Origin of the sequence: Variovorax sp. LjRoot84 (assembly GCF_964254305.1) — a bacterium.
Taxonomy (GTDB): Bacteria; Pseudomonadota; Gammaproteobacteria; order Burkholderiales; family Burkholderiaceae_C; genus Variovorax.
In genome coordinates this window covers 232075-255478 of record NZ_CAXUTE020000003.1, presented here as the reverse complement: position 1 = coordinate 255478, position 23404 = coordinate 232075, and the positions used below count along the sequence as shown (strand labels likewise).

Sequence of the window (23404 nt, the reverse complement as noted above, 5' to 3'; positions counted from 1 at the left end):
AAAGGCGATCGATCCGCACGGCGGCGGCGCCGCGAATGTCATCGGCGCGTCACCGAGTGAACCCCAAGATGCGCCCCGGCGATCCCGCCGGCCCGTTGAAGGAGAACACCCGATGCCCCGCTCGCTGCTTCGACGCCTGCACAGCTCCGCCACGCGGCTAAGCGCAGGATTGATCACTCTCGGCCTGGTCGCCTGCATCCCGCTGCCGGCCCACGCCGACCAGGGGGAGGCGAACGCAGCATATGCGATTGGACTCTGGGGCGACCTTCCCTACTCCCCCGTCCAGGAAGCCGTCGGGTTGCCCAACCTGCTGGCCGACATGAACGCGCAGAAGCTGACGTTCACCGTGCACAACGGCGACCTCAAGCAGGGCTCGGGTAGCCTGTGCGACGACGCCCTCTTCCACCGGGCGGTGGGCTGGTTCAATACGCTGCAGGGCGCGGCCATGTTCACGCCGGGCGACAACGACTGGACCGATTGCGACCGGCCGGCCAACGGCGGCTTCAACTCCCGCGAGCGGCTCGACCGCGAACGCCAGGTGTTCTTCTCCACGCCGCTCTCAATGGGCCGCGATCCGATCGTGCAGGAAGTCCAGACCGAAGCCCTGTGCCTCGGCCAGGCCGGGGCCGTGCCCTGCGTCGAGAATCGACGCTGGAAAGTGGGCAGGGTCACTTACGTCACGCTGAACATTCCAGGCTCCTGCAACAATCTGTGCGACACGACCCCGGATCCTGCGGAGTTCCAGGTGCGCAATGCGGCGAACATCCGGTGGCTGCGCGAGTCCTTCGCGGCCGCGGCGCAAACGGGCTCGGTGGCGCTCATGATCATTGCCCAGGCCAACCCCGGCTGGGACAAGAGCGACCCCACGCGCGCGCCGGTGCGGGACCCGCTGACGCTGGAGCAGACCGACGGTGCGCCCGACGGCTACAAGGAATACCTTCTGGCCCTGCGCGAACAGGTGATCGCGTTCCGGCGCCCGGTGGCGTACGTGCATGGCGATTCGCACTACTTCCGCATCGACAAGCCCTTCCTCGACGCCCGCGGCCGCCGGCTCGAGAACTTCACCCGCGTCGAGACTTTCGGCGACAACGCGGCCAACGGCAACAACGACGTCCAGTGGCTGAAGGTCCTCGTGGACCCGAAGAGTCGCGATGTCTTCTCGTACCAGCCGATGATCGTGCCCGGCAACCGCGAGGCCGTGCCTGCGCCCTGAGCCGCGGGGCGCGGGGCGCGCAACGGCTGCGCCATCGCCTGCAGGTCGTAGCGCGCCGCCACGGTTGACGCGCAAAGGAGCGGGGTGAAACGAATCGTCTCTTGATTTGCCAAACGCCCAGGGCATGACCTAAGCTTCGTCCCCCCGAGGAGAACGCGATGTCTATGCCTTCTACGTCCCGGCACCTTAACGACTTGGTCACGCTCGTCGGCGATCTCCGGGCTCGCTACGGTTCGGACGATGACCTGGTCACGCAAATCGACTCTGAAGTCGCGACCTGTGAGGCTTGCGAGTTGGAACGGCGGGCTTGGCTCGCTACGCATGGCACGCCCGCTTGGCGCTTCGAGCGCCGACCACAAGAAAATCCTCCAGCCTGAGCGCGCCGGTTCCCGGCTTTGCGGAGCCGCCGACAAGGAAGCGCGAAATCCAACTGCGGTTGCAAGCGGCGTTGGGTCTTGTAATCGTTGCTTCACCGTCGCACTTCACAATTCATCCTGACAGTCGGCAGGCGCTGGTAGAGGTTGCTTCGGCGCTCGCCCGGACCGGGTGGTTCCTCGATGCCTGCGGCTGTCTTGAACTCCGCCGCCAGAGCCGTCGAACGACGCCCGCGGATCTTCCCTTTCGCGCACCACAACGCCCCCGAACATTTCGATCGTCCCGCGTTCAGGGCCGAAGTGGGTGCGCCCGTCGGGCCGACCGAAAGGCGTGACGGAGGCGAACCCCGCGCGTTCAACGCAATAGTCCCGCCATCGCGTCCTGCAGTGGCCGCTTTCTCCATCAACGGGGGTCATCATGGATCGCATCGATGCGATGAATGCCTTTGTCCGGATGGTCGAGTCGGGCAGCTTCACCAAGGCGGCCAGCCAGCTCGACGTGCCGAAGGCCATGGTGACACGGCTCATCCAGGGATTGGAGCAGGACCTCAAGGTGCGTCTCCTCCATCGCAGCACGCGCTCGTTCAATCGTTCAAAAATGAGGTCCTTCGGACTTTCCTGTGGGTCGCCGGGGGCGCGAAGACCGCACGTCGGCAGTTCGCGACCAGCGTTCAAGACCCGCCAGGCGGCCAATGTGCTCGGAAAGCGAGCATTGGCGCGGGGTGCAGCGGGGCAACGACCACGCCCACTGCTGAACGGACCTTCGGCAGGCTGATTTCGACCCACAGGAAAGTCCGAAGGACCAAAAATGAAGGGGTTCACTCATGAGCGTGGAAAGGGACGGGCATTTGCGGCGATGGCTTGCGTTTGGGTATGGCGGCAAGACGTCATCCCCCGGAACATGGCGCTACTGGAAAACAGCCGAACGAACGTGGACCATCGCGTTTCTTCACGGTCTCGCAGAATTCGAGCGAAGGCACCGAAGCATCTTCTATCAAGGCGAGGAGATCCTCACGGCGGCGACGCAGTGGGACGCCACATGGAAGGCGGTCGGCTACTTCTACAGCCATGTGGTGCCGAAGTTGCAGGCGCTGCCGATGAACCAGAGTCGGAGCGCGTTCGACTCATCACGGGCCATGACCTGACATCCAGGTTCGCGAGCCGAAGGTCAGGAACAGACTGGGCAGCGGATGTTCGCTGGGACAAGTCGAACTGGCGAATTCGACCCTGAGCCAGGAAGTGGACTTTCGCCAAGGAGTGCTCCTGGCCGGCTTCCGCTGTCGAATGTCCTCCATCTGCTGCCGCTCGCGAGTGCCCCAAGCTAAGCTAGTCGCGCCAGCGTCCACAGGCGTGTGGAGGTGGCCTGCGCGCTTTCGCCATCTACTCGGACGCATCATGTCAATCAAGACCAACCGATCTCTTGTCATCGCAGCGGCCGCGTTGCTTGCGCCGTTGTGTTGTGCCGCGCAAGCTCTCTCTGGCGCGCCAGCTGCATCCGCTCCGACCGCGGTGACCTATTCCGGCCTGGGTGCGCTTGTCGAGTTGACCAAGTCGTTGGCGTGGCCCCTGGTAGCCCTGGTCGTGGCGGTGTGGTTTCGCAAGCCGATCGGCGACTTCATCGGAGCCATCGGCGGGCGCATCAGCAAACTCTCGGTGTTCAGTCTGCAATTCGAGCTCGCGGCCGCTAAGCCATCGACCGCGACGCCACTGCTGGACGACATTCGCGCTGCGACCAGTTCGGCGCAGGTCAGCGATTCGAGCCGGATGATGTTGGAGCAGGCCCAGTCCACCGAGCCTGCGGACTTCTCGCTCATCGCGCTGGGCCAAGGTGACGAATGGCTCACGTCGCGCCTTTTCATTGCTGCGGTGATGATGGAACGCATGCGCGGCGTCAAGGTGTTCGTGTTCGTGGAACGTACCCCCAATGCTGAGCGCCAGTTCGTGGCGGTGGCCAATGTGCGGCACCTGCGGTGGGCACTGGCCAGGCGCTTCCCGTGGCTGCAGGCCGCGTTCGTTAGTGCGGAGGCGTCGCAAGCAGAAAATCCGCAGATCACCACGACTGTGAAGACGATTTCGGACACCGGAGCGATGGAGCCATGGATGGCTCGGCAGCTGGTGAGCAGCTTCATTGCAGCGTTGCAGCGCCCAGCGATCCCGCCGGCTTCCCCAATTGCGCCAGCGTCGGGCGACTGGGTTCCGTTGGGGCACGCGGAAGAACGAGCCAGCTGGGTGACGAGGCGCTTGCTGGCCGAGTTGCTGCCAGAGAGTGCACTCGCCGCCAGCGCCAAGGCGCTGAGCGACGAATCGCGGGCGCGACGCTCGCGCGCGTTACTGCGCTGTCCGATGCCGTTCGTTGCGTTAGTAGACGATCGGCGCGAGTTTCTGCGGCTCGTCAATCGACAGGCGTATCTCGAGGACGTGGCCGCTTCGCTGGGCGAAGAGCCGGACTCAGGTGCCGTCGCCGCCAAATAGTCCACAAGCTTCGCCGCAAAGGCTCCCGAAGACGACCGGCCCATGGCCCCACGTCAAGGCTTCCTGGCCGCTCGCAAGGGTTCGGCGCTGCCGGACAGCGGACCATCGTGGTCGACGGCTCATGGCCGGTACTGTAAGTTCGCCAGACCAAGGCGAGGGTCGGCTCACGCTGCGCTGCTGTCCTTGGCGGTGCGACGGTCACTGACTGCAATGGGCCCGAACCTGACGTTCGAGGTGCAGGATCGCGCCGCCAGTAAGCGGACGGATTGACCGTCGCTGCTGCCGGCAGTCGGGATTGACGCGCGAGTCGCAAGTCTCCACCATATTGCCTGTTACCCACCCAGGCAGACGGCGATGGACTTGGCAGGTCGAACGAAGCTCGGCGAAATTCTGTCGGTGCAGGCAGCTCGCACGCACGTTGCGCAAACGCCTGCCCTGTACTTCGCGGACGAGGTCTACACCTACGCCCAGATGGAAGCAGCTTGTGCGGGCGCAGCGCGGGAACTGCATCTGCGCGCGCTTCACACCGGCGACGCGGTGGCGCTTGCCCTGCCGAATGTTCCGGCCTTCGTCGCATACCTTTTCGGCATCCTGAGGATCGGCGCGATCGTCGTGCCGTTGAACCCGGGCTTGACCTTGCATGAGCTGACCTGGCTCATTCACGAATCTGGCGCGCGGGCAGTCGTGACGATCACCAAGCTGGCGCGGCAGCTCGTGAGCGATCGCAGCAGTACGCCGTCGCTGCAGCATGTGATCAGCGTCGATCCTGGCAAACCGCTGGACTGCCCGACGACCACGATCGACATGGAGATCGGCGGGGACGCAGACGACACCGCATTGCTGATCTTCACGTCGGGCACCACCGGTCGACCGAAGGGAGTGGTGCTGACCCATCGCAACGTGCTCGCCAATACCGCACAGGTGGCCGATCGGACCGCCCTGAGCTCGCGCGACCGCGTGCTGACCGTGATGCCGCTGTTTCATGCGAACGGTCTGATGAACAACACCATCCTGCTCCTGCGAGCGGGCGCGTCGATCGTGCTGCAACCTCGCTTCGACCTCGACGAGTTCTGGCGCATCGTCGGGCAGTTCCGGCCCACCTACTTCACCGCCGTGCCGACGGTCTTCGCGCGCCTAATGGATGCCTGGGACGGCCGCGCCGACACGTCGTCACTGCGGTTCGTTCGCAGCGGCGCGGCGCCGATGGCGCCCTCGCTGCAGCGCCTGGTCGAGGAGCGGCTCGGCGTGCCGGTCGTGCTGTCGTATGGCCTGTCGGAAGCGACGTGCACATGCACCATGAATCCACCCGACGCAACCCGGCGCGCGGGCTCGGTCGGCCGCGCACTCGGTGACGAGGTGGTGGCGATCCTCGACGCCGATGGCCGCGAGGCTCCGCCGTACGAAGTCGGCGAAGTTGCGGTGCGGGGCCCCAACGTGATGTCCGGCTACTTCAATGCGCCCGACGCGACGGCGCAGACCCTTCGCGACGGCTGGCTGCACACCGGCGATATGGGCTACGTCGACGCCGACGGATTCCTCTTCCTCGCCGACCGCAAGAAGGACATCATCATCCGCGGCGGCGAGAACATTTCGCCGCGCGAAGTCGAGGAGGTCCTGCTCGAGTTTCCGTCAGTCGCGCAGGCGGCCGTGGTCGGCGCGCCCGATCGCGAGTGGGGCGAACAGGTCATCGCCTTCGTGGTACCTCGCGCGAGCGGCGTGCTTGTCGTCGACGAACTGCACGCCTTCTGCCGCGAGCGCCTGGCTCGCTTCAAGCTGCCGCGTCGCGTGCACGTCGTGGCGTCACTGGCGGTCACGAGCGTGGGCAAGGTGGACAAGGTACGACTGCGCGCGCTCGCCTCGGGCGATGCGAGCCCATCGGAGCCACTGCGATGACGCGCGACCGGGCCGCCGATCACGGACTCGCCGTCACGCATGACGTGCCAGTGCCCTACATGCAGCGCACCCGCGACTACTACCAGGCCCTGGGCTACGGCGCACCGTACGAGTGGGCGCACTACGCGCAGGTCCCATTTCAACCGCTGACAAAGCCGCTCGCGGCATGCCGGATCGTCCTCATCACGACTGCTGCGCCCTATCAAGCGGACAAGGGCGACCAGGGCCCGGGAGCGCCGTACAACGCAAGGGCTAAGTTCTACACCGTGTACTCCGGCGACGCAGCGCAGGACCACGATCTGCGGATCTCGCACGTCGCGATCGACCGCAAACACACGACGGCGGAGGACCCGGCAAGCTACTTCCCGCTGCCGATGCTGCGCGAGTGCGTGCGCTCAGGCCGCATCGCAGCGGTGGCGGCGCGGTTCCATGGCGTGCCCACCAACCGAAGCCATCGGGTCACGCTCGGGGTCGATGGCCCGGAGGTTGTCACGCGATGCGTCGCCGATGCCGCCGATGCCGCGATCCTCGTACCGAATTGCCCGGTCTGCCATCAGACGACGAGCCTGGTTGCGCGCCTATTGGAAGAGGCCGGCATTGCGACGGTCGTAATGGGCTGCGCCAAAGACGTCGTCGAGCATGTGGGCGTGCCGAGACTGATCTTCTCCGACTTTCCCCTCGGCAACGCGGCCGGCCGGCCGAACGATGGCAGCTCGCAAGCGTTCACGCTCGAATTGGCGCTGAAGGTTCTCGAGACGGCGCCGGCGCCGCGCACGACGGTGCAGTCTCCACTGCTATGGAGCGCGAGCCCGGACTGGAAGCTTGACTACTGCAACGTCGAGCGCCTGACGTCCGAGGACCTCGGCCGCCGACGTGCCGAGTTCGACATCGCAAAGATGCAGGCGAAGCAACTCCGCCGCGACGCGGGGATCGTCGCGTCGGAGTGAACGACTGCCCGCGGGTGAGCTGCCTTCCTGGTGCGCGCTCGTGTGCCACTGTGAAACTGTGAATGGCGGAGCAATCGTACGTCTCAGGATCCTCCGCATGCTCCACGGGGGACGTGTCCCGACGTTGCCCGACAGCTGCCACCCACGAAATTCCGGAAATGGCCGACTGTAGCCGGTTGCGGCCTTCGGAGCTTCGGGCCCGATGCCGTCCGTCGCCTCCGATCGACCTACGGCAGGTATATAGCGATTGCTGCCGTTCGCCGCTGCGCCTCGAGCTCACCATCCCGGCCTGAGCAGTCCTTGGTCACGGCAAGCTGGTGGCTGCTTGAAACTGAAAGCGGTCGACCCGACAGTGATGAGTGCGAAAGCAACCTGTCGCTTCCGGCGCGGGAGTAGGCGAGCTCGACTCGTCCCTGATGCTCGAGCCAGGCCAACGGACGGTAAGCAAGGTGATGTTCAGCGGAACATGAGCCCGGACTACAGCGCGGCACCAACGGACTTTCGGACCGCGCCCGACGAACTTCGAGGTTGACTGATGAAGGAGGCGTGGCCTCCCGAGGTCCAAAGGCATTGCACTTGTACGGATCCAATACAGTACGATGCCGCTGCAACCCCGGGCGTTGCCAGTGACAAAATCAAGTCGAGGCGCCGGTGCCGAATCTCCATGACAAGCGTGCGTAGGGACGGCAGCTTCAGCTTTTGGAATCGTGAACGAGAGCGATATGTCCGATATCCGGTACGTCACGAGTCGTGATGGCACTCGGCTTGCCATGTCCATTCACGGCAGCGGAGTGCCAGCGGTGCGCGTGATGCTGCACTTGGGCGACCAGCTGGATTCGCCGGGCATCGGGTCTCGCCATTGGCAGCACGCGCTCGCGCCGCATGTCAGCGTGGTGCCCTACGACGCTCGGGGCTGTGGGCTCTCGGATCGTCAAGCCGAGCCGATCACGCTTGACAGCTGCCTGGAGGACCTGGAAGCGGTCGTTGGGGTGCTCGGCGCCGGGCCCGTTGTGTTGCTTGGCCTTTCCCATGGTTCGATGGTCGCGGTCGCGTTTGCGGCCCGCCATCCCGAGCGCGTGAGCCGCCTGGTCGTATACGGTGGCTATGCCCGCGGTCGCCTGCAGCGCGGTCCCGATGTCGCTCACGCCCAGGAGGCCAAGGCAATCCTGGAAGCCATGCAGGTGGCGTTCGGCGAGGATGTGCCGTACAGGAGTGCATTCCTCCGCACCGTGAACTCGCGCCTGTTCCCCAGCGCCAGCCCGCAGCAACTGGATGAGGTGGAAGCAGCCATTGCGGGACGGATGTCTGCAAGCGTGGCCGCCGCATACACCACCCTGTCTTTGGAGTGCGATGTCAGTGAGCATGCCCGACGCGTGACCTGTCCCACGCTGCAGTTTCACGCGCGTGCAGACTTGGCGGTTCCGTTCGAGGAGGGCTGCCACCTCGCCTCGCTGATCCCGCAGGCACGGTTCGTTCCGCTCGACGACGACAGCAACATTCCACTTGCGGGCAATCCGCACTGGCCCCGCGTGGCGACCGAGTTGCGCGGATTTCTCGGCATGGAGGACCCAATGCCGAAGGCAACGCCGGCCGATGTCATCGCGGCACCATCCACGGCCAGCCTGACGTCGAGACAGATCGAGGTGCTGCTCCTGATCAGCCAAGGCAACACCGATAAGGAGATCGCCCGCGCCTTGGGGTTGAGCCCGAGAACGGTGGAGATGCACGCGGGCAACGCCCTCCGGGCGCTGAAGTGCCGCACCCGCGCCGAGGGCGTTCACCTCGCCGCGCACCTTGGGCTTCTGCGATAGGTGCATCGAGTACGGTAGATCTACGGGGGCGCGCACCTTCCCCGTACCGTGCTCGGCACACTGGTGGCGAGGCTCACTGGCGACCAGACTCTAGTCGTCAAGAACGATTGCGGAGTCCATCATGAACCTCACACTGCCTGCCGTCTTCGGACACTGGAGTTCTCCGCGGGAGCTGTTCGGCCGCGCAATCGCCTGGATTGCACGCAGCCATGTGTCCGGCCGAGCCGCTGCAAGGCCGATCAGTCCTACCCGCCTGACGTGGACTCTTCACAAGGCCGCGACCCAATCGATCCTTCATCCCAGGGGCATGCGCATCGAGTGTCTGGCCGGGTGCGTGTGGCTGACGCATGACAGTGATCCGAGGGATATCGTGCTGCAAGCGCCGGCGACGTACTTGGCCGACCGGGATTCGAGGCTGCTGATCCACGCACTCGATGACGCCAAGGTTCGCGTCAGGGCTCGCTGACCTCGAACGTCAGCTCATGCCAAAAACACGCCCTCTTCAGGAAAACTGGAGGGCCGTGACGAACTTCCGCTGCTGGCCGGCTGCTGCCTGTCATGCGGCTCGCCAACCTGTCGGTACTGTGAATATCTCCCATGGCTCAGAGAGTGCCTGAGGGCGTAGGAAAAGGTCTTCCAGTCGCTCAATTTCCGGCAGCAAGAATTGCTTGCTGGCGCGAACCTTTCCGACCACCACCACGTCCCCAGGAACAACGACCGAACGTAGGTACGAATTCGTCCTTGCCATTCGTGGCAGGAAGGCTTCCAGCCTCTGATTTGATGTGATGTGCTTGTCGAAGGAACTCATCACTATTCCGTCGACCCACCCGTGCTCGAGCGCCGGCGCAACGTCACCCAACATAGACTGAACCCACTCCGGCGTGTCTGCTTCGCCTACAACTTCCCGCGTGAAAGCGGCGAACCACACCTCCGCCACTGCGTTGTGCATCCAGAAGCTCTTGCCTCGAAAGGTCATCAACGAGCTTGACACATTGAGCCTCCACCTCTTTTGTATCAAAACCAAGAATTAGAAACCGGGCCGTCAGCCGATTTGAAGGGCCGAGAAGCCGACCGTGCTCTCCGCGCACCTTCTTCAAGGATGGCTCCCAGCCCATGGCCGCCTCAACCTCAACGACGCATCCCCAGGAATCGCCGCCGCAGTCAAGCGAAATGGTCATCGTCTCGGTCGAGCAAACGCCCACAAATCTGACAGTTCATACCGAGATTCGCGGTTGGATTGAAGGTCCGGTCCTGGCCGTGAGGCGCCGATCGCCGGACGCCGAGTTCATTCGAAGATCTCGAGCCTCATCGAAGGACGGACCATAACGAACATGCGGCAGAGCCTACGGCAAGAATCCCAAAAACCCAATGGAGCCCGGGAATCCCGCCGATCGCTGTCAGCTTGTTTGTCTGTAGACGCTCCTGCTCTCGAAGCGATAGCGGGTCCCCGCCCTTACGCATGATTGGCGACGGAACGGCCCAGACCCGATAGTTTGCCGAGTGCCGAAACTGGTAGGCGTCGTAGCTCAGGCATCCGAAGAAGATCGTTGCGAGGAGGAATCCGAAGGTTGTCATGGGGCATTCAGTGCGAATGGCAGCTTGTGGCCCGCATTCTGGCGTAGCACGAGGGCTAGAGGTTTACCAGAATCAGGATCACGAGTAGGGCTAGTCCACCGACGACAATCAGCGTCCGGAGCCACACAGCGCCGCGTACAACCAAGCCTGGGACCTGGCCGGCGAATGCTCTCAGTCGATCCGCAATCAGATGTCCCCGTGGAAGAACCGCTGCGATCAATAGCGACCCGACGATGGTCAACACGGCAAGTAAGACGAGCGTTGCCACCGAATAGCCAAACACCATCCAAAAGGCCTGCTTCAACGCCATCAGTCGACCGAACCTTGGCAATCGACGGCGAGCAGCGCCTTTCGAACTGCCTGCCAATCGGTATGTGATGAAGGCAGTTCGAACGCTGACGCCGGTAGGAGCTTCCGCTGCTCATGCTCGCGCAGAAGGCCAGGTATATCAACATGAACGTCTGCCGAAAGCCCGCCGGCGACGACGCGACTCACTCGAACAGACATCTCATCCATGAGCCGCTTGTGGAACGATTGAACTTCCTCTTCGAACTCGCTGCGAGGCAGGCTGTGAGAGCCACATTCAGCCGACCACGCGCAGAAACCATCGACGAGCTTCGCCCGGTTGTCCCATTCGATGTGTACCAGAGACTCATCTGACCACATGAGAATGTTTGCGGACGGCGACAAGTAGGAGAAGTAGAGGCTACGGTTGCCGATCCAGGTGCTCGAATCATCGATGATCTCCCAATAGAGATCGTCGTCGCGCTCGCTGTTCGCCGCGTGCCAAGCGGCCGCTCGCTCCAGCACGCAGCTGCGATCGCCCGAAATATATTGGATGAGATCGGCCGGCACCGGCTCAAGTACGTATGGAAGCAACGCCATCACATCTTCGTATAGGCGGACAACTTGATAGTCGCAGTACCGCGAGCTTCCGAGCCTCCGCGCGACGTCGCTGTACTCCAGAAGCACGGACGTGCCAGCTTGCACCCAGTATTGACTGTCGGTCAATCCGAACCAGCTGAGGCTAAGTCTGCCGGGCTTGCCCCAGGGCTGAACTTCTTCGAGAGGCACCATCGCGAAGTTGAAGAGCATGGGCGGGAATTTCTCTGAAGGTCCGGTTCTCCCGACTTTAGCCAGCTCGAGAGCGGCTGTAAGGCGCCGCTGGCGGAAAACTGGAGGGTCGTGATGAACTTCCGGTCTTGGCCGTTACCGGCTGTGGCGGCATTCTGCCCTGCGCGCGCCTAGATCGATCACGCTTCGAGGCCACGATGGAATACGCATTCACGTTGTAGTACGAACTGAGCGACGCGATGTCTCGGTTGACGATGTTTTGGAGCGACCCGGCGCCACGGCTGCGACGACGCATTGGTCGGCATCGGTCGGGTCGGCCCTCTGAGCCTGGATTTCACGCGGGAAGGGACCTCGGCAGAGGCCGCTCTTGGCAGCACCATTTCGGATGTGAAGCGCGCCGCGCCGTCCGCTAGGTTGATTGAACGACACCAGCCGATCACTCTTGACCCTCGCGTCGTGCATGGCGTACTCCTTGGCTTACGAGAGTTCGTCCGTGGCGCCCAGCGCCGCGTTGGAACGTTCGCTTCTTGCAGGATGCAGCCTGCTGGTGCGTTGCACGGGGAGGATCGTGGGTGGGCTCGCGATGATGGGGCGGCCCATGGCCATGGCTCCATCGTTGGCGCGGCACTCGGCGCGGCGCTCATCGTCGAGGAGAGATTCGAGGATCACTGACATGTCATTCTCCTGGCAAGTAGTTGGCTGATTCGGCATCTGGTTGGGCAACCATCTGCTAGTCAGAAGAATATGAATTGCCGACTCCGGATCGCGTTCACGATTGATCAGACCTTCCTTAGATTAGTCTCGCGGCGGCGAGCCCTCGTCACCGCGGACGCAAGCGCGAGGGGCGGCGACGAGGATGAACCTATGCTGCGTTCGTATGTCTGGGAGCCGGGAAGTCACTGCCGCGCCCGCTCACGAGCGAGTTCTTCAACACAGTTTCAAGGAAGCTCACACCCGCTCGAAGATTGCCGCAATGCCCTGTCCACCACCGATGCACATGGTGGCCAACGCATACCGCCCTCCAATGCGATGAAGCTCGTGGATCGCCTTGGTGGTGATGATCGCGCCCGTCGCTCCAACAGGATGCCCGAGCGAAATACCGGACCCGTTGGGGTTCACCTTCGCCGGGTCGAACTTGAGGGACCGGCTCACGGCGCAAGCTTGGGCTGCAAACGCCTCGTTCGACTCGATCACATCCAGATCATTCACGGTCAGACCAGCGCGTCGTAACGCCAGGTGAGTCGCAGGAACAGGGCCGATCCCCATGAACCTGGGATCTACGCCTGCGTGCGCATAACTCACGAGCCGTGCCAGCGGCTTCAAGCCGCCTTCCCCGATGCCCTCCTCCGTGGCGAGCACCACCGCGGAAGCGCCGTCATTGAGCCCCGAGGCATTGCCGGCAGTGACTGTGCCGTCCTCCTTGAACGCCGGCTTCATCTTCGCAAGTTGCTCGAGGGTCGTATCGGCGCGAACGTGCTCATCGGCATTGAAAAGGACCGTTCCCTTTCGGCTCTCCAGCGCGATCGGAACGATTTGCGACTTGAACATTCCCTCGGCGATGGCCCTGGCCGCGCGGGCTTGGCTTTCCACAGCCAACTGATCCTGCATCTGCCGCGTCACCAGAGCCCGCTCCGCGACGTTTTCAGCGGTGATGCCCATGTGGATCCGATGGAAAGGATCGTGCAGGATGCCTAGCATGTAGTCCGTGGTCTGCATGTCTCCCATCCTGCCGCCCCACCTCGCGCCGGTCATGACGTAGGGGCTCCGGCTCATGGACTCGGCTCCCCCGCCGACGGCAAGGGTTGCCTCGCCCAGCATCAGGGTATGCGCCGCCGAGATGATGGCCTGCAAGCCGGACCCGCAAAGGCGGTTCACGTTGAATGCAGGAGTCAGCTCGGGAATGCCCGAATCCATCGCGGCCACGCGGGCCAGGTAGGCATCTTTCGGTTCGGTGGGAATCACATTCCCCATCACGACGTGGCCGACCCTTGCAGGATCAGCCCGGCTGCGATCCAGCGCCGCCTGAACCACCGCCGTGGCCAGTTGCGTGAGGGGAATGTCTTTGAGCGACCCACCGAAGGAGCCGATGGCAGTACGCACCGCCGTCACAACGTACACGTCATGGTTTTTCACGTCAACGCTACCTCTGGGGCTGCCACGGGACCAACGTCGCTAACGGGAGGCTTGCTCAGTTCGGCCTTGAGGTAGGCCTCACGGATCTGCGCGGCTTTGATGTTCGCCTCTTTGACATGGCCGTAGCCGCGCATCGTCTGCGGAAGCCTGGCGAGCTCGAGAACGGTGGCAACCTGGTCCGGCCGAGCGCTCGTGAGCGCTTGGCGAATCTGTGCCACGTAGTGCGCAATTAGTGCCCGCTCCGTGCGGCGCTCTTCGGTGTAGCCAAAAATGTCGAGCGGCGTACCTCGCAGGCGCTTGCCCTTGGCCAGCCAACGGAACGCAGTGGCCACCCAGGGCCCATACGATTTCTTCAGCAGGTGGCCCTTCGCATCCCGCTTCGCCAACAGGGGCGGGGCAAGATGGAAGTGCAGCTTGTAGTCGCCTTCAAATTCGCGGCCGATGCGGTCGAAGAATCCACTTTGGGTGTAGAGACGAGCGACTTCGTACTCGTCCTTGTATGCCATCAGCTTGTAGAGGCTGATCGCAATTTCGCGGGAGACGCGCTCCGACCCTAAATGAGTCTTCTCAAGGGCCGCAAGCTCGCGCACGGTGTCCTCGAAGCGCTGCGCGTAGCTGCCACCCTGATACTGGGTGAGTCGTGTCCGGCGATCAGCAAGCAGCGCGTCAAGGGCGAGCGTTGGCTGCGGCATCAGCATGACCTGTGCTTTGTCCAAGCCTGCCACCGTGCGCGCCTTGTTCACGTCAAGCGCCGCCTGCCGTCCCCAGGCGAACGCCGCCTTGTTCATTTCCACGGCCGCGCCATTGAGCTCGATGGCACGCAGCAGCGCGGCCTCCGACAGCGGCACCCTGCCGTGTTGCCACGCGAACCCAAGCATGAAGACGTTGGTGGCCACCGCATCACCCATCAGTTTGGTAGCGAGCCGGGACGCGTCGACAGTTGCGACGTTCTTCACGCCGGCTTTCAGTTGGTCAAGCAGTTCCTGGGGACGTGCCTCCCAATCGAGATTCTTCACGAAGGTGCCCGTCGGCGCCACATCCGTGTTCACCACGGCTGCTGTCCGCTCGGCGCTCGAGGCAGTCATCGCTTCCTTGCCGGCAGCGACCATGAGGTCGCAAGCAAGCAGCAAGTCCGCCTGCTTCTGGCCGACGCGCGCGCCATAGAGAGATTCCGGGCGAGCCGCAAGCCGTACGTGCGACATCACCGCACCTCCCTTCTGCGCCAATCCCGCCATGTCCATGACGATCACGCCCTTGCCTTCGATGTGCGCCGCCATCCCCAGGAGCGCACCGATGGTGACCACGCCGGTCCCGCCGACCCCGGTGATCAAGACGTTGTACGGTTGTTCCAGTGCCGGAATGACCGGTTGCGGCAGATCGGAGGGCGCTGCCGCCTTGCTCTTGGATGCTTTGCGCAGTCCACCGCCTTCGACCGTCACAAAGCTGGGACAGAAGCCCTTCACGCAGGAATAGTCCTTGTTGCAGGAACTCTGGTCGATCGTCCGCTTGCGGCCGAGCGGGGTTTCGAGCGGCACGATGGACACGCAGTTCGATTGCACACCGCAGTCACCGCAGCCTTCACAGACTTCCTCGTTGATCACGACGCGCTTCGGCGGGTCGACCATTTCCTTCTTCTTGCGGCGGCGACGCTTCTCGGCCGCGCAGGTCTGCGCATAGACGATCACAGAAACGCCGGGTGTGTCACGCAGCCGCCGCTGCACGGTATCCATTTCTTCGCGATGGCTGACCACGGTACCTTCCGGCAGGCCGCCCAACGCCTTCCACGCATCAGGATCATCGGACACCAGATGCACATGCTTGACGCCCTCGGCCGTGACCTGCTGGACAATCTGGATTGCGGTCAACGATCCCTCGACCGGTTGACCACCCGTCATGGCGACCGCGTCGTTCGCCAGAATCTTGTAGGTAATGTTGACGTTGGCGACGACCGCCGCGCGCAAAGCCAGCGAGCCGGAATGGCTGTACGTACCGTCCCCGAGATTCTGGAAGATGTGCCCTTCCGAGGTGAACGGCGCGTGCCCGATCCAGGCCACACCTTCGCCGCCCATCTGCGTGATGTTGGCGGTGCTTCGGTCCATCCAGATCGCCATCCCGTGACAACCGATGCCGGCCCCCGCGCGAGAGCCCTCGGGCACCTTCGTGGACGTGTTGTGCGGACAACCCGAGCAGAAGAAAGGCAACCGCTGCGGCAGCGTCGGGTCCAGGGCAGCGGCGCAGCCTGCGTCAGCCAAAACTGCGGTGGCCGACTGTGGCAGTGCGCCCGCGCCGAGCACCTGCAGCAATCGTTGGGCAATGACCTTGGCAATCAGAGCGGGCGAGAGCTCGCCGTTCGGAGGAAGCAGGAATCCCTTCGGCGAGCGGACCCATTCACCCTCGCCTTCAGCCTTTCCCACCACACGCGGGCGGTCGGCAGCGGGCGCGTTGTACAGCTGTTCCTTGATCTGCGGTTCGATGACGCCGCGCTTCTCTTCCACGACCAGGATCTCATCCAGGCCTTGCGCAAACTCCGAAACGCAGTTCGGTTCGAGCGGCCAGGTCATGCCTATTTTCAGCAGGCGCACACCGAGAGACTTCGCACCCGCCTCGTCGATGCCAAGCAGCGAGAGCGCTTCGCGCGTGTCCAGGTAGCTCTTGCCGGTTGCGACGATCCCCAACTTTGCGTTGGGAGCGGTCCACTCCTGGCGGTTCAAACCGTTCAGCCGCGCATACGCCAGCACGGCATGGAGCTTGTCGCGAAGCAGCCGCTCTTCCTGCTCCATCAGCGGGTCCGGCCATCGGATCGACAAGCCGCCCGCAGGGAGCGGGTGGTCGACCGGCACCTTGATCTCGATCGCCATGGGATCGATGTCGAACGATGACGTCGTCTCGATTGTTTCGCTGATCGCCTTAAACCCGATCCAGCAGCCCGAGTAGCGGGACATCGCCCAACCGTGCAAGCCAAATTCCAAGAACTCGCGGACACCGGAGGGATTGAGCACCGGCATCGCGGCGGCGATGAATGCCTGTTCACTCTGATGCGGCAGGGTCGATGACTTGCAGGTGTGGTCATCACCGGCAATGGCCAGCACGCCACCAAACTTCGAGGTGCCCGCAATGTTGCCATGCTTGAAGACGTCGCCGCTGCGATCCACGCCCGGCCCCTTCCCATACCACATGGCAAAGACACCGTCGACCGTGGCCTTGGGGTCCATGCCTGCCATCTGCGCCCCCCATACCGAGGTGGCAGCAAGCTCCTCGTTCAAGCCAGGGTTGAACTTGATGTTGTGCTGGTCGAGATATTTGCCGGCCTTCCAGAGCTCCTGGTCAACGTAGCCCAGCGGAGACCCGCGGTAGCCCGACACAAAGCCGCCCGTGTTGAGCCCGGCGGCCTCGTCTCTTGCTTTCTGCGCCAACAGCAAACGAACTAGCGCCTGCGTCCCCGTCATGAAGACACGGCCCTTTGCAAGTTCGTACTTGTCGTTGAGGGTAACAGGGGTACTCATGAATTTTCTCCGCGAACTGGGTATGGGCAGGCTTGCATCAGTCGGCGATCGCACCGGAGCGCTTCACGAGTTTTTTGTGCTTTTCCAGCTCGGTTTCGAAGAAGGGCGGTGTCTGCTCGGGCGTTGTCATTGAGAGGGTGAAACCCTGCGCCAGGAAGCTGTCCACAACCTCCTTGTGGGACATCGTTTCCTTGATCCTCCTGTAGGCGTCGGCAACCACAGGCGCCGGCATGCCGGCCGGCCCGATGACGGCCACCCAGCTGTCGAATTCGAAGCCGGGAAGGCCAGTTTCGGCCAGTGTCGGTAGCTCGGGGAAGGCTGAGTTCCGCTTAGTGGTGGTGACGGCGATGGCGCGCAGCTTGCCGGACTTGATGTGAGGCGCCGCCACGACCAACGGGAGCATGCCGAAGCTCACTTGACCACCGATGATGTCGGTGGTCATGGCGGCGGCGCCCTTGTACGGGACATGCAGGATGTTCACGCCAGCTTCGCTCGTGAAGTACTCTGAAGCCAGATGCAGCACGGTCCCATTGCCTGCGGAACCGTAGGAGTATGCTTTGGGATTCGCCTTGAGCTCCGCGATGAACTCGCGGGTCGCCTTAGCCTTCACGAGGTCTGGGTTCACCACCAACACAAGGGCGGATGACGCGATCACGGAGATCGGCGTGATGTCCTTGATAGCGTCGAACGGGACCTGCTTGTAGATGAAAGGGTTGATGACATGGTTGGAAGACACCATGCCGAGGACCGAGCCATCCTTGGGCGCGCGCACGATCTGTTGCGTTCCGGTCATGCCGCCGGATCCCGGCAGATTTTCGATCACGACAGCTCGTCCGAAGGCTGTGGCCATGCTATTGGTCATGGCTCGCGCCACGGCATCAACCCCCGAGCCCGCCTGATTGGGGACGATGAGGCGTAGCGCCTTGCCATCGGAGGTCTGCGCGCTCACCGGCAAAACTGCACCGGCAACGCAGAGGAGCGAAAAGGCAAGGACGGCTCGCCGGCCGAGAAGCGGAAGAGTGTGCATTGATGTCTCCGGTGTGGCTTGAATGCCGGAGACTTTAGGTGCGCAACCTCTCCACGCTGAAGTGCTCTTGCGTCAGACGGGATATGTCCGAACGCGATATCCGTAGTGCTCAGCTGCGCAGGGATTCGATCATGGCGTCCACGGCACGGAGCCGGCTCGACTTCTTCAGCGCAAAGACTCGCAATTCCCTGTCTTTCCAGGGCTCGTCGAGTGGTCGACGGACGAATCGCTTGGTACCCGCGAGCGCGCTTAGTGCGCTTCCCGTCATGATCGCGATGCCCAATCCAACCTCAACCATGCGACATGCGGCTTCGTAGCTGCTCACGGCGACCACGGGGGTATAGGGGACCCTGAGTTTCTCCGCCTGCTCCTGCATGAAGTTGTCTCCGGCACCGCCGGTCTGGATCCGCACGATCGGATACTTCACCACTTCCGAGAAGCGAAGGGCCCGTTGTTTGGCCAACGGGTGGTTCGGGGGCAGGACGACGATGAGCGGGTCGTCGGCAAAGTGCCAGGACTCGATGGCAGGGAGCGGCGCGCTTGGCGCCATGCAAACGGTGACGTCGGCACGGTCATCCAGGCAGGCGCGGATGCACTCGGCGGAATTGCGCTCTTGCAGCGCGATTTCAACACTCGGATGCTTCACTCGAAATGCATGCAGCCGTTCCGGCAGGTATCCCACCACGGAGGACAGGTTGGCAAACAGGCGGACCGTACCCGCGACTTCACCGCTGAGCGATTGCACTTCTCGCGCAAACGCCTGGATGTCTGCATTGAGCTTATCGCCGAGAGCGTATGCCCGATGTCCAGCCTCCGTCAGGGTAACGCCAAGGGGAGAGCGGCTTAACAGCTGTACGCCGAGAGCGTGCTCCAGGTCTGCGATACGTCGGCTGAGCGCCGACTGGGCGATATGTTCGGCCTCCGCTGCGCGCTTGATGGAGCCCTCCCGCGCGGCAGCGAGGAAGAGCTGAAGACTGAGGGGGTCAATGCGGGGCATGGCTATGGCTCGGCGAATTGCATTGTCACCGACAGCGGCATGGGGACTGCTGTCACCCAGCAGGTTCGTACATCTGCCGTAGGGCTCGGCCATTGCGTACGACGACGCCGCAGGACTCAATGCGGATGGTTTCGTCACGCTCCATCAGCTTGAGCTCCCCATTCACCCTCTGCCGCGAGCACCCGATAAGGTGGGCCAGTTCCTCCTGCGGGAGACGCAGGTCGATTCGAACTTCGTTGCCAGCTTCCCCCGCGGGCTTGCCGTAACAGTGCGCCAGCTGAGACAGCTGCCTCGCCAAACGAGCGCGGAGTGGCTTGGTAACCTGGTCCTCCACCAGTCTGTAGAGCTGCCGTGTGCGCTGCGAGTTCAGGCGCAGGAGCGCGGCGTAAAACTCGGTGTGGTCCGCCAGGATGGCGTGAACATCACCGCGCGACACAGACAGCAGCGTCGTCGGACCGTGTGCGGAAGCATCGTAGGGTCGGCCTTTCAGGTCGAACATCTCGACTTCGCCGAACCACACACCTGGTTCCAAGTAGCGCAGCGTCGCTTGCCTTCCTTCGGGTGAGCTGGATCCGATCCGGACCGCTCCCCTCGCCACGGCATTCCAATTTTCAGCGGGAGCACCGCGAGAATAGATGAAGTCGCGGTCAGCGTAGTGACGCACTTTCGCGCGCCTGAGAATGTCGTGGCGAAGTGACCCAGAGAGCGACGCGAACCACGGATCCGCATCGATGGCTTGGCGCTCCTGCTTACTGAGGATCAGCATGGCTTCAGTCCAGGCGAACCCAAAAGAGTCAGGCCGGCTGCAGCGCGCCTGCCTCCACACGCGCCGCAAGCTCGCCAAAGGCTGTGAGTTCGCCGGCGATCGCGCTGGCCGCGACCGTCGCGGGGCTCGCGAGCCAAACCTTTCCCGGTCCGCAGCGCCCGGGGAAGTTGCGGTTGATGGCGCTGACGGTCACTTCGTCGGCCCGTTCCGACGTGCCCGGCCCACCGTTGACGCAGGCGCCGCAGGAGGGTTGCAACATTTCCGCCCCCGCGCGCTCGAACACCGCAAGGTAGCCCTTCTCGATGCAGTAGTCGCGGACGTCCACAGTGCCGAACTGGAGGTACAACTTGACGTCCCGGTGCACGCGCAGGCCGCGTTCCACGGCCCAGCACAGCACTTGGTGGTAGGCGTCGAAGTCCTCGCGCTTGCCGCCCGTGCACGAACCGCCATAGGCGATATCCACTTTGGGACGGTCCTCGAGTTCCGTGACCGGCACGCCATTGCCGGGATCGCCGGGTCGAGCCACCATCGGCGCGAGCGTCGAGCAGTCGAGCCGAATGGTGTCTGCGTACGTTGCTCCCGGATCGCTGTGCATCCAGTCTTCCAGCTGGAAGTCGATGCCGCGGCGTTCGCGCAGGAAGCGAACGGTTTCTTCGTCGGGGGCAACGATGCCGGTGAAGCCGCCAAGCTCCGCCGTCATGTTGGTCAACGTAGCACGCTCGTCCGTGGACAGCTGGCTGATGGTCGATCCGGTGAACTCGAACACCTTGCCGACGCCGGAACCTGCGCGAATTCGCGGATCGGCCAGCAACGAGAGGACGACGTCCTTGGCGCCGACGCCCACCGGGAGCTGACCGAAGAGTTCCACGCGCAGCGACGCGGGAACCGTGATACGTACAGCCCCGGTGACCAGGGCGTTGGCCATCTCTGCGCTGCCCACGCCAAAGGCGAGGCTGCCCAGTGCGCCGCTGTGGGGCGTGTGCGAGTCGGTGCCGACGACGATCTGCCCGGGCAATGCATAGCGTTCGGTCATCATCGGGTGCGAAATGCCTTCGCTGCCGATGCCGTCTGCCAGAAGGCCGTGGACTTTCAACCCATAGTCATCGGCGAACTTTCGGTGCTCCCGAGCCAGGTTTTGAATTCCGGGGATCAAACCGGCACGGATGTGGGCAACACTGCGATGGATATAGGAGGTGTGGTCCTCGAACAGGCGCACGCTCTGCGGATCGTGCAGCTGCAGCGGCCGGCCGAACGCTGCGTGCAGCGAATGCGAGCACATGGCCGTGTAGTACTCGATCAGGAAGCGCCAATCCGCGCGCACGAAGGCACCTTGGCCCTGCTGGAGACCAGCTTGACTGTCGCCGGTGACCAGCAGGTGCCTGGCCAGGATTTTCTCGGCGAGCGTTGTGGGTCCATCAACGGCTTCAGCCGGCGGCGTGCCGACCTGCGTCATCCGCGCGCGCCCGTACTGCAGCAGGCCGCCGTGCCGCAGTATGGCCGCCGCCTGTGCGTCGCGCGAAGAAACGAGTTCCTCGATGTCGATCGGCTCGCCGTTTTGGATTCGCTCGATCAGGCTGAAGTCTGTGGACGTGAACAGGCCCAGGTTGTCCGCGTTCTGGCGGTAGATGCGCTCGAAACTTTCGGCAATCACCAGGCGGATACCCGCGCTGCGCTCGGCCATCGGGCTGTGCTCGCGCGAGGATCCCTTGCCGTACCGCTTTCCGGCGACAGTGACGGAAAAGCCGGCGTTCTTCACGGCATCGACACCGATCGGCTGGCGGCCTCCGGAAATGAAGCCCAGGTAGGGGTAGCGGCCCAGGCGCTCGTCCCAGATCGTTCCCAGCGTGGCAGGAGTGATCTCGTCGGTGGAAATGTTGTCGCGAAGTGCGCCCGCGTCCACCAGAGCTATGTCGTCGCCTTGGAGCTGCCGCTCGACTGCGTCCGGGTCATCGCTCAGGAAGAGCACACGCGGGTTGAAGAGGATCGTTGTCATGCATGAGGCCTTGATGCCGCAACTTTATGGCGGCACCGTATTGGCGCGTAGTGCTGATGCGCATGGGGGGCTATCGCGGCTTGGCATATCAAGCAGGCGCGGGACCCATCTACCATTTGGGAATGGAATACAAGACAACGGACCTATGTGACGCCTGCGACGAAGCGCAAGCCTGTGAACTGCCATTCGTGGGGTTCGGCAGGAAGCGCGCATTCGCCGGCACCATCCGCACGGCGCGCTACTCGCAGGGCCTGAATGTCCTGCGCGAATTGATCAACCAGCAGGGACACGACCAGGTGCTCGTCATCGATGGCGCGGAGGCGGGATGGCGCGCTCTGTTCGGAGACATCATGGCAGGCATCGCGGTGCGCAACGGTTGGGCCGGCGTGGTCGTGAACGGCCCGATCCGCGATCGGATTGAGATCGACGCGATGGATGTAGGCGTCAAGGCGCTCGGAACCGTTCCGCGCCGCGCAAACATCGGCAGCAGGGGTGAACTAGATGTCCCGGTCCATTTCGGCGGGATCACATTCACGCCTGGTGCGCGTCTTGTGGCGGACGAGGACGGAGTCATTGTTCTGCCGCCAGGGCTGAACGAATCCAGCATCAAGGTCCAAGATGCGATCGCCGCTACCGCCAAGTACGTCGCAGGCTGAGGACTCTCAGCGCGTTGATCGAGCGCGAACAGTTCCAATGAACGTGCGGACGTGGATCCGCAAGTTGGATCTCATGACGTTGCGCTTGTTTGCTTCAATCACCGAGGAGCGCAATATCGGACGGGCTGCAGTCCGCGAATCAATCGCTCCTTCTGCCGTCACGAAGCGAATCCAGCAGCTGGAGGACACGCTTGGCTTCAGGCTGATGTACCGCGACCCGAAGGGGACCCGCCTCACAGCGGCAGGCGCCATCGTGGACTTGCACGTGAAGCGCATCCTGGCGGCCATCGATGACCTCCACCATGAACTTGGTGACTTCGTCGTGGGTGTTCAGGGGCACGTGCGGCTCTGGGCCAACGCGTCGGCGCTAGTGGAATACCTGGCCGATGATCTGGGCACCTTCAACCGCAACTTTCCGTCAGTGACGCTGGATATCGACGAGGGCGATTCCGCTGAGGTTGAACACGCGGTGGCCTCCGGTATTGCCGATGTTGGAATCTGTGCGCCACCCCTCGACGCATCTCCCAAGCTCTCCATCCAGCCTTATCGCACGGACCGTCTTGTGGCGGTGGTCAGCGTGTTGCATCCTCTCGCCCACGCGGAGAAAGTGACCTTTCTGGAGCTGTTGGCAACCAATCTCATCGGCGGCGGCGCAAAGAGCGGAACGACCCGGCTGCTCCAACAGGCGGCGGCGCAGCTGAAGATGAAATACCAGCCCAAGTATCGAGTGGCCTCCGGCGAAGCCGCACGAAGTCTTGTCCGCGCCGGGCTCGGCGTATCGATACAACCCTCGGGGATGGTCTGGCCCTATGAAGATGCGGAACGGGTCCGCTCAGTCCCTATCGTGGACAAGTGGGCGGAGCGCGATCTCTGCATCCTCACACTGGCGGCGCGCCCCCACTCCGTCGCGCTGACGGCGTTGACCACTTTTCTGACCGACACCAGAAAAGCGAGGTAGTGCGTTACCCGC

Annotated in this window: 19 protein-coding genes; 10 read left to right on the top strand and 9 right to left on the bottom strand. The window is 63.3% G+C overall.

The annotated features are described in order from the left end of the window. The first annotated feature begins 112 nt into the window (after positions 1–112). The 8 genes from ACSQ9I_RS39540 (at position 113) to ACSQ9I_RS39505 (ending at position 9176) form a co-directional block, all read left to right on the top strand. Complete coding sequence (locus ACSQ9I_RS39540) at positions 113–1213, top strand: hypothetical protein (protein ID WP_436317348.1); 1101 nt, start codon at positions 113–115, stop codon at positions 1211–1213. A 792-nt stretch (positions 1214–2005) separates the two neighbouring features. After that, positions 2006–2362 carry a helix-turn-helix domain-containing protein gene (locus ACSQ9I_RS39535; RefSeq protein ID WP_436317347.1) on the top strand — a complete coding sequence of 119 codons (357 nt, stop codon included), beginning with the start codon at positions 2006–2008 and terminating at the stop codon, positions 2360–2362. Between the two features lie 49 nt (positions 2363–2411). Further along, positions 2412–2732, top strand: a complete 321-nt coding sequence (locus ACSQ9I_RS39530; RefSeq protein ID WP_436317346.1) for a hypothetical protein — start codon at positions 2412–2414, stop codon at positions 2730–2732. A 250-nt stretch (positions 2733–2982) separates the two neighbouring features. Further along, positions 2983–4059 carry a hypothetical protein gene (locus tag ACSQ9I_RS39525; RefSeq protein ID WP_436317345.1) on the top strand — a complete coding sequence of 359 codons (1077 nt, stop codon included), beginning with the start codon at positions 2983–2985 and terminating at the stop codon, positions 4057–4059. A 360-nt stretch (positions 4060–4419) separates the two neighbouring features. Further along, entirely contained in the window at positions 4420–5952 is a 1533-nt protein-coding gene (locus ACSQ9I_RS39520; protein ID WP_436317344.1) for a class I adenylate-forming enzyme family protein, read from the top strand. After that, complete coding sequence (locus ACSQ9I_RS39515; RefSeq protein WP_436317343.1) at positions 5949–6899, top strand: reductase; 951 nt, start codon at positions 5949–5951, stop codon at positions 6897–6899. The genes ACSQ9I_RS39520 and ACSQ9I_RS39515 overlap by 4 nt, the downstream gene beginning before the upstream one ends. A gap of 722 nt (positions 6900–7621) precedes the next feature. Next, positions 7622–8710 carry an alpha/beta fold hydrolase gene (locus ACSQ9I_RS39510; RefSeq protein ID WP_436317342.1) on the top strand — a complete coding sequence of 363 codons (1089 nt, stop codon included), beginning with the start codon at positions 7622–7624 and terminating at the stop codon, positions 8708–8710. Between the two features lie 121 nt (positions 8711–8831). Continuing rightward, a complete protein-coding gene (locus tag ACSQ9I_RS39505; RefSeq protein ID WP_436317341.1) occupies positions 8832–9176 on the top strand; it encodes a DUF2917 domain-containing protein in 345 nt (114 codons plus the stop codon). A gap of 90 nt (positions 9177–9266) precedes the next feature. On the opposite strand, the gene ACSQ9I_RS39500 is transcribed toward ACSQ9I_RS39505, so the two are convergent. From ACSQ9I_RS39500 to ACSQ9I_RS39460, 9 genes are all read right to left on the bottom strand, one after another. Continuing rightward, a complete protein-coding gene (locus ACSQ9I_RS39500; protein WP_436317340.1) occupies positions 9267–9659 on the bottom strand; it encodes a hypothetical protein in 393 nt (130 codons plus the stop codon). Positions 9660–10594: 935 nt separating this feature from the next. Then, positions 10595–11380: a DUF5984 family protein gene (locus ACSQ9I_RS39495; protein WP_436317339.1), complete on the bottom strand. Its 786-nt coding sequence runs from the start codon at positions 11378–11380 to the stop codon at positions 10595–10597. A gap of 456 nt (positions 11381–11836) precedes the next feature. After that, the gene (locus tag ACSQ9I_RS39490) at positions 11837–12034 is read right to left on the bottom strand and encodes a hypothetical protein (protein ID WP_436317338.1); all 198 of its coding nucleotides are present in this window, start codon (positions 12032–12034) and stop codon (positions 11837–11839) included. Positions 12035–12307: 273 nt separating this feature from the next. Beyond that, a complete protein-coding gene (locus ACSQ9I_RS39485; protein ID WP_436317337.1) occupies positions 12308–13492 on the bottom strand; it encodes an acetyl-CoA C-acyltransferase family protein in 1185 nt (394 codons plus the stop codon). Beyond that, entirely contained in the window at positions 13489–17049 is a 3561-nt protein-coding gene (locus ACSQ9I_RS39480; protein ID WP_436317336.1) for an indolepyruvate ferredoxin oxidoreductase family protein, read from the bottom strand. The genes ACSQ9I_RS39485 and ACSQ9I_RS39480 overlap by 4 nt, the downstream gene beginning before the upstream one ends. Beyond that, positions 17033–18022: a Bug family tripartite tricarboxylate transporter substrate binding protein gene (locus ACSQ9I_RS39475; RefSeq protein WP_436317335.1), complete on the bottom strand. Its 990-nt coding sequence runs from the start codon at positions 18020–18022 to the stop codon at positions 17033–17035. Before ACSQ9I_RS39475 ends, ACSQ9I_RS39480 begins: the two co-directional genes overlap by 17 nt. A 109-nt stretch (positions 18023–18131) precedes the next feature. Further along, the gene (locus ACSQ9I_RS39470; RefSeq protein WP_436317334.1) at positions 18132–19019 is read right to left on the bottom strand and encodes a LysR family transcriptional regulator; all 888 of its coding nucleotides are present in this window, start codon (positions 19017–19019) and stop codon (positions 18132–18134) included. A 52-nt stretch (positions 19020–19071) separates the two neighbouring features. Then, positions 19072–19785: a Crp/Fnr family transcriptional regulator gene (locus ACSQ9I_RS39465; protein WP_436317333.1), complete on the bottom strand. Its 714-nt coding sequence runs from the start codon at positions 19783–19785 to the stop codon at positions 19072–19074. A gap of 28 nt (positions 19786–19813) precedes the next feature. After that, positions 19814–21778 (bottom strand): aconitase family protein, encoded by a 1965-nt coding sequence (locus ACSQ9I_RS39460; RefSeq protein WP_436317332.1) that lies wholly within the window; start codon positions 21776–21778, stop codon positions 19814–19816. A gap of 122 nt (positions 21779–21900) precedes the next feature. Here ACSQ9I_RS39460 and rraA point away from each other — a divergent pair, with 122 nt between their 5' ends. Both rraA and ACSQ9I_RS39450 read left to right on the top strand, forming a co-directional pair. Beyond that, the gene (rraA, locus tag ACSQ9I_RS39455) at positions 21901–22434 is read left to right on the top strand and encodes a ribonuclease E activity regulator RraA (protein ID WP_436317331.1); all 534 of its coding nucleotides are present in this window, start codon (positions 21901–21903) and stop codon (positions 22432–22434) included. 73 nt (positions 22435–22507) lie between these two features. After that, entirely contained in the window at positions 22508–23392 is an 885-nt protein-coding gene (locus tag ACSQ9I_RS39450) for a LysR family transcriptional regulator (RefSeq protein ID WP_436317558.1), read from the top strand. The last annotated feature ends 12 nt before the right edge of the window (positions 23393–23404 follow it).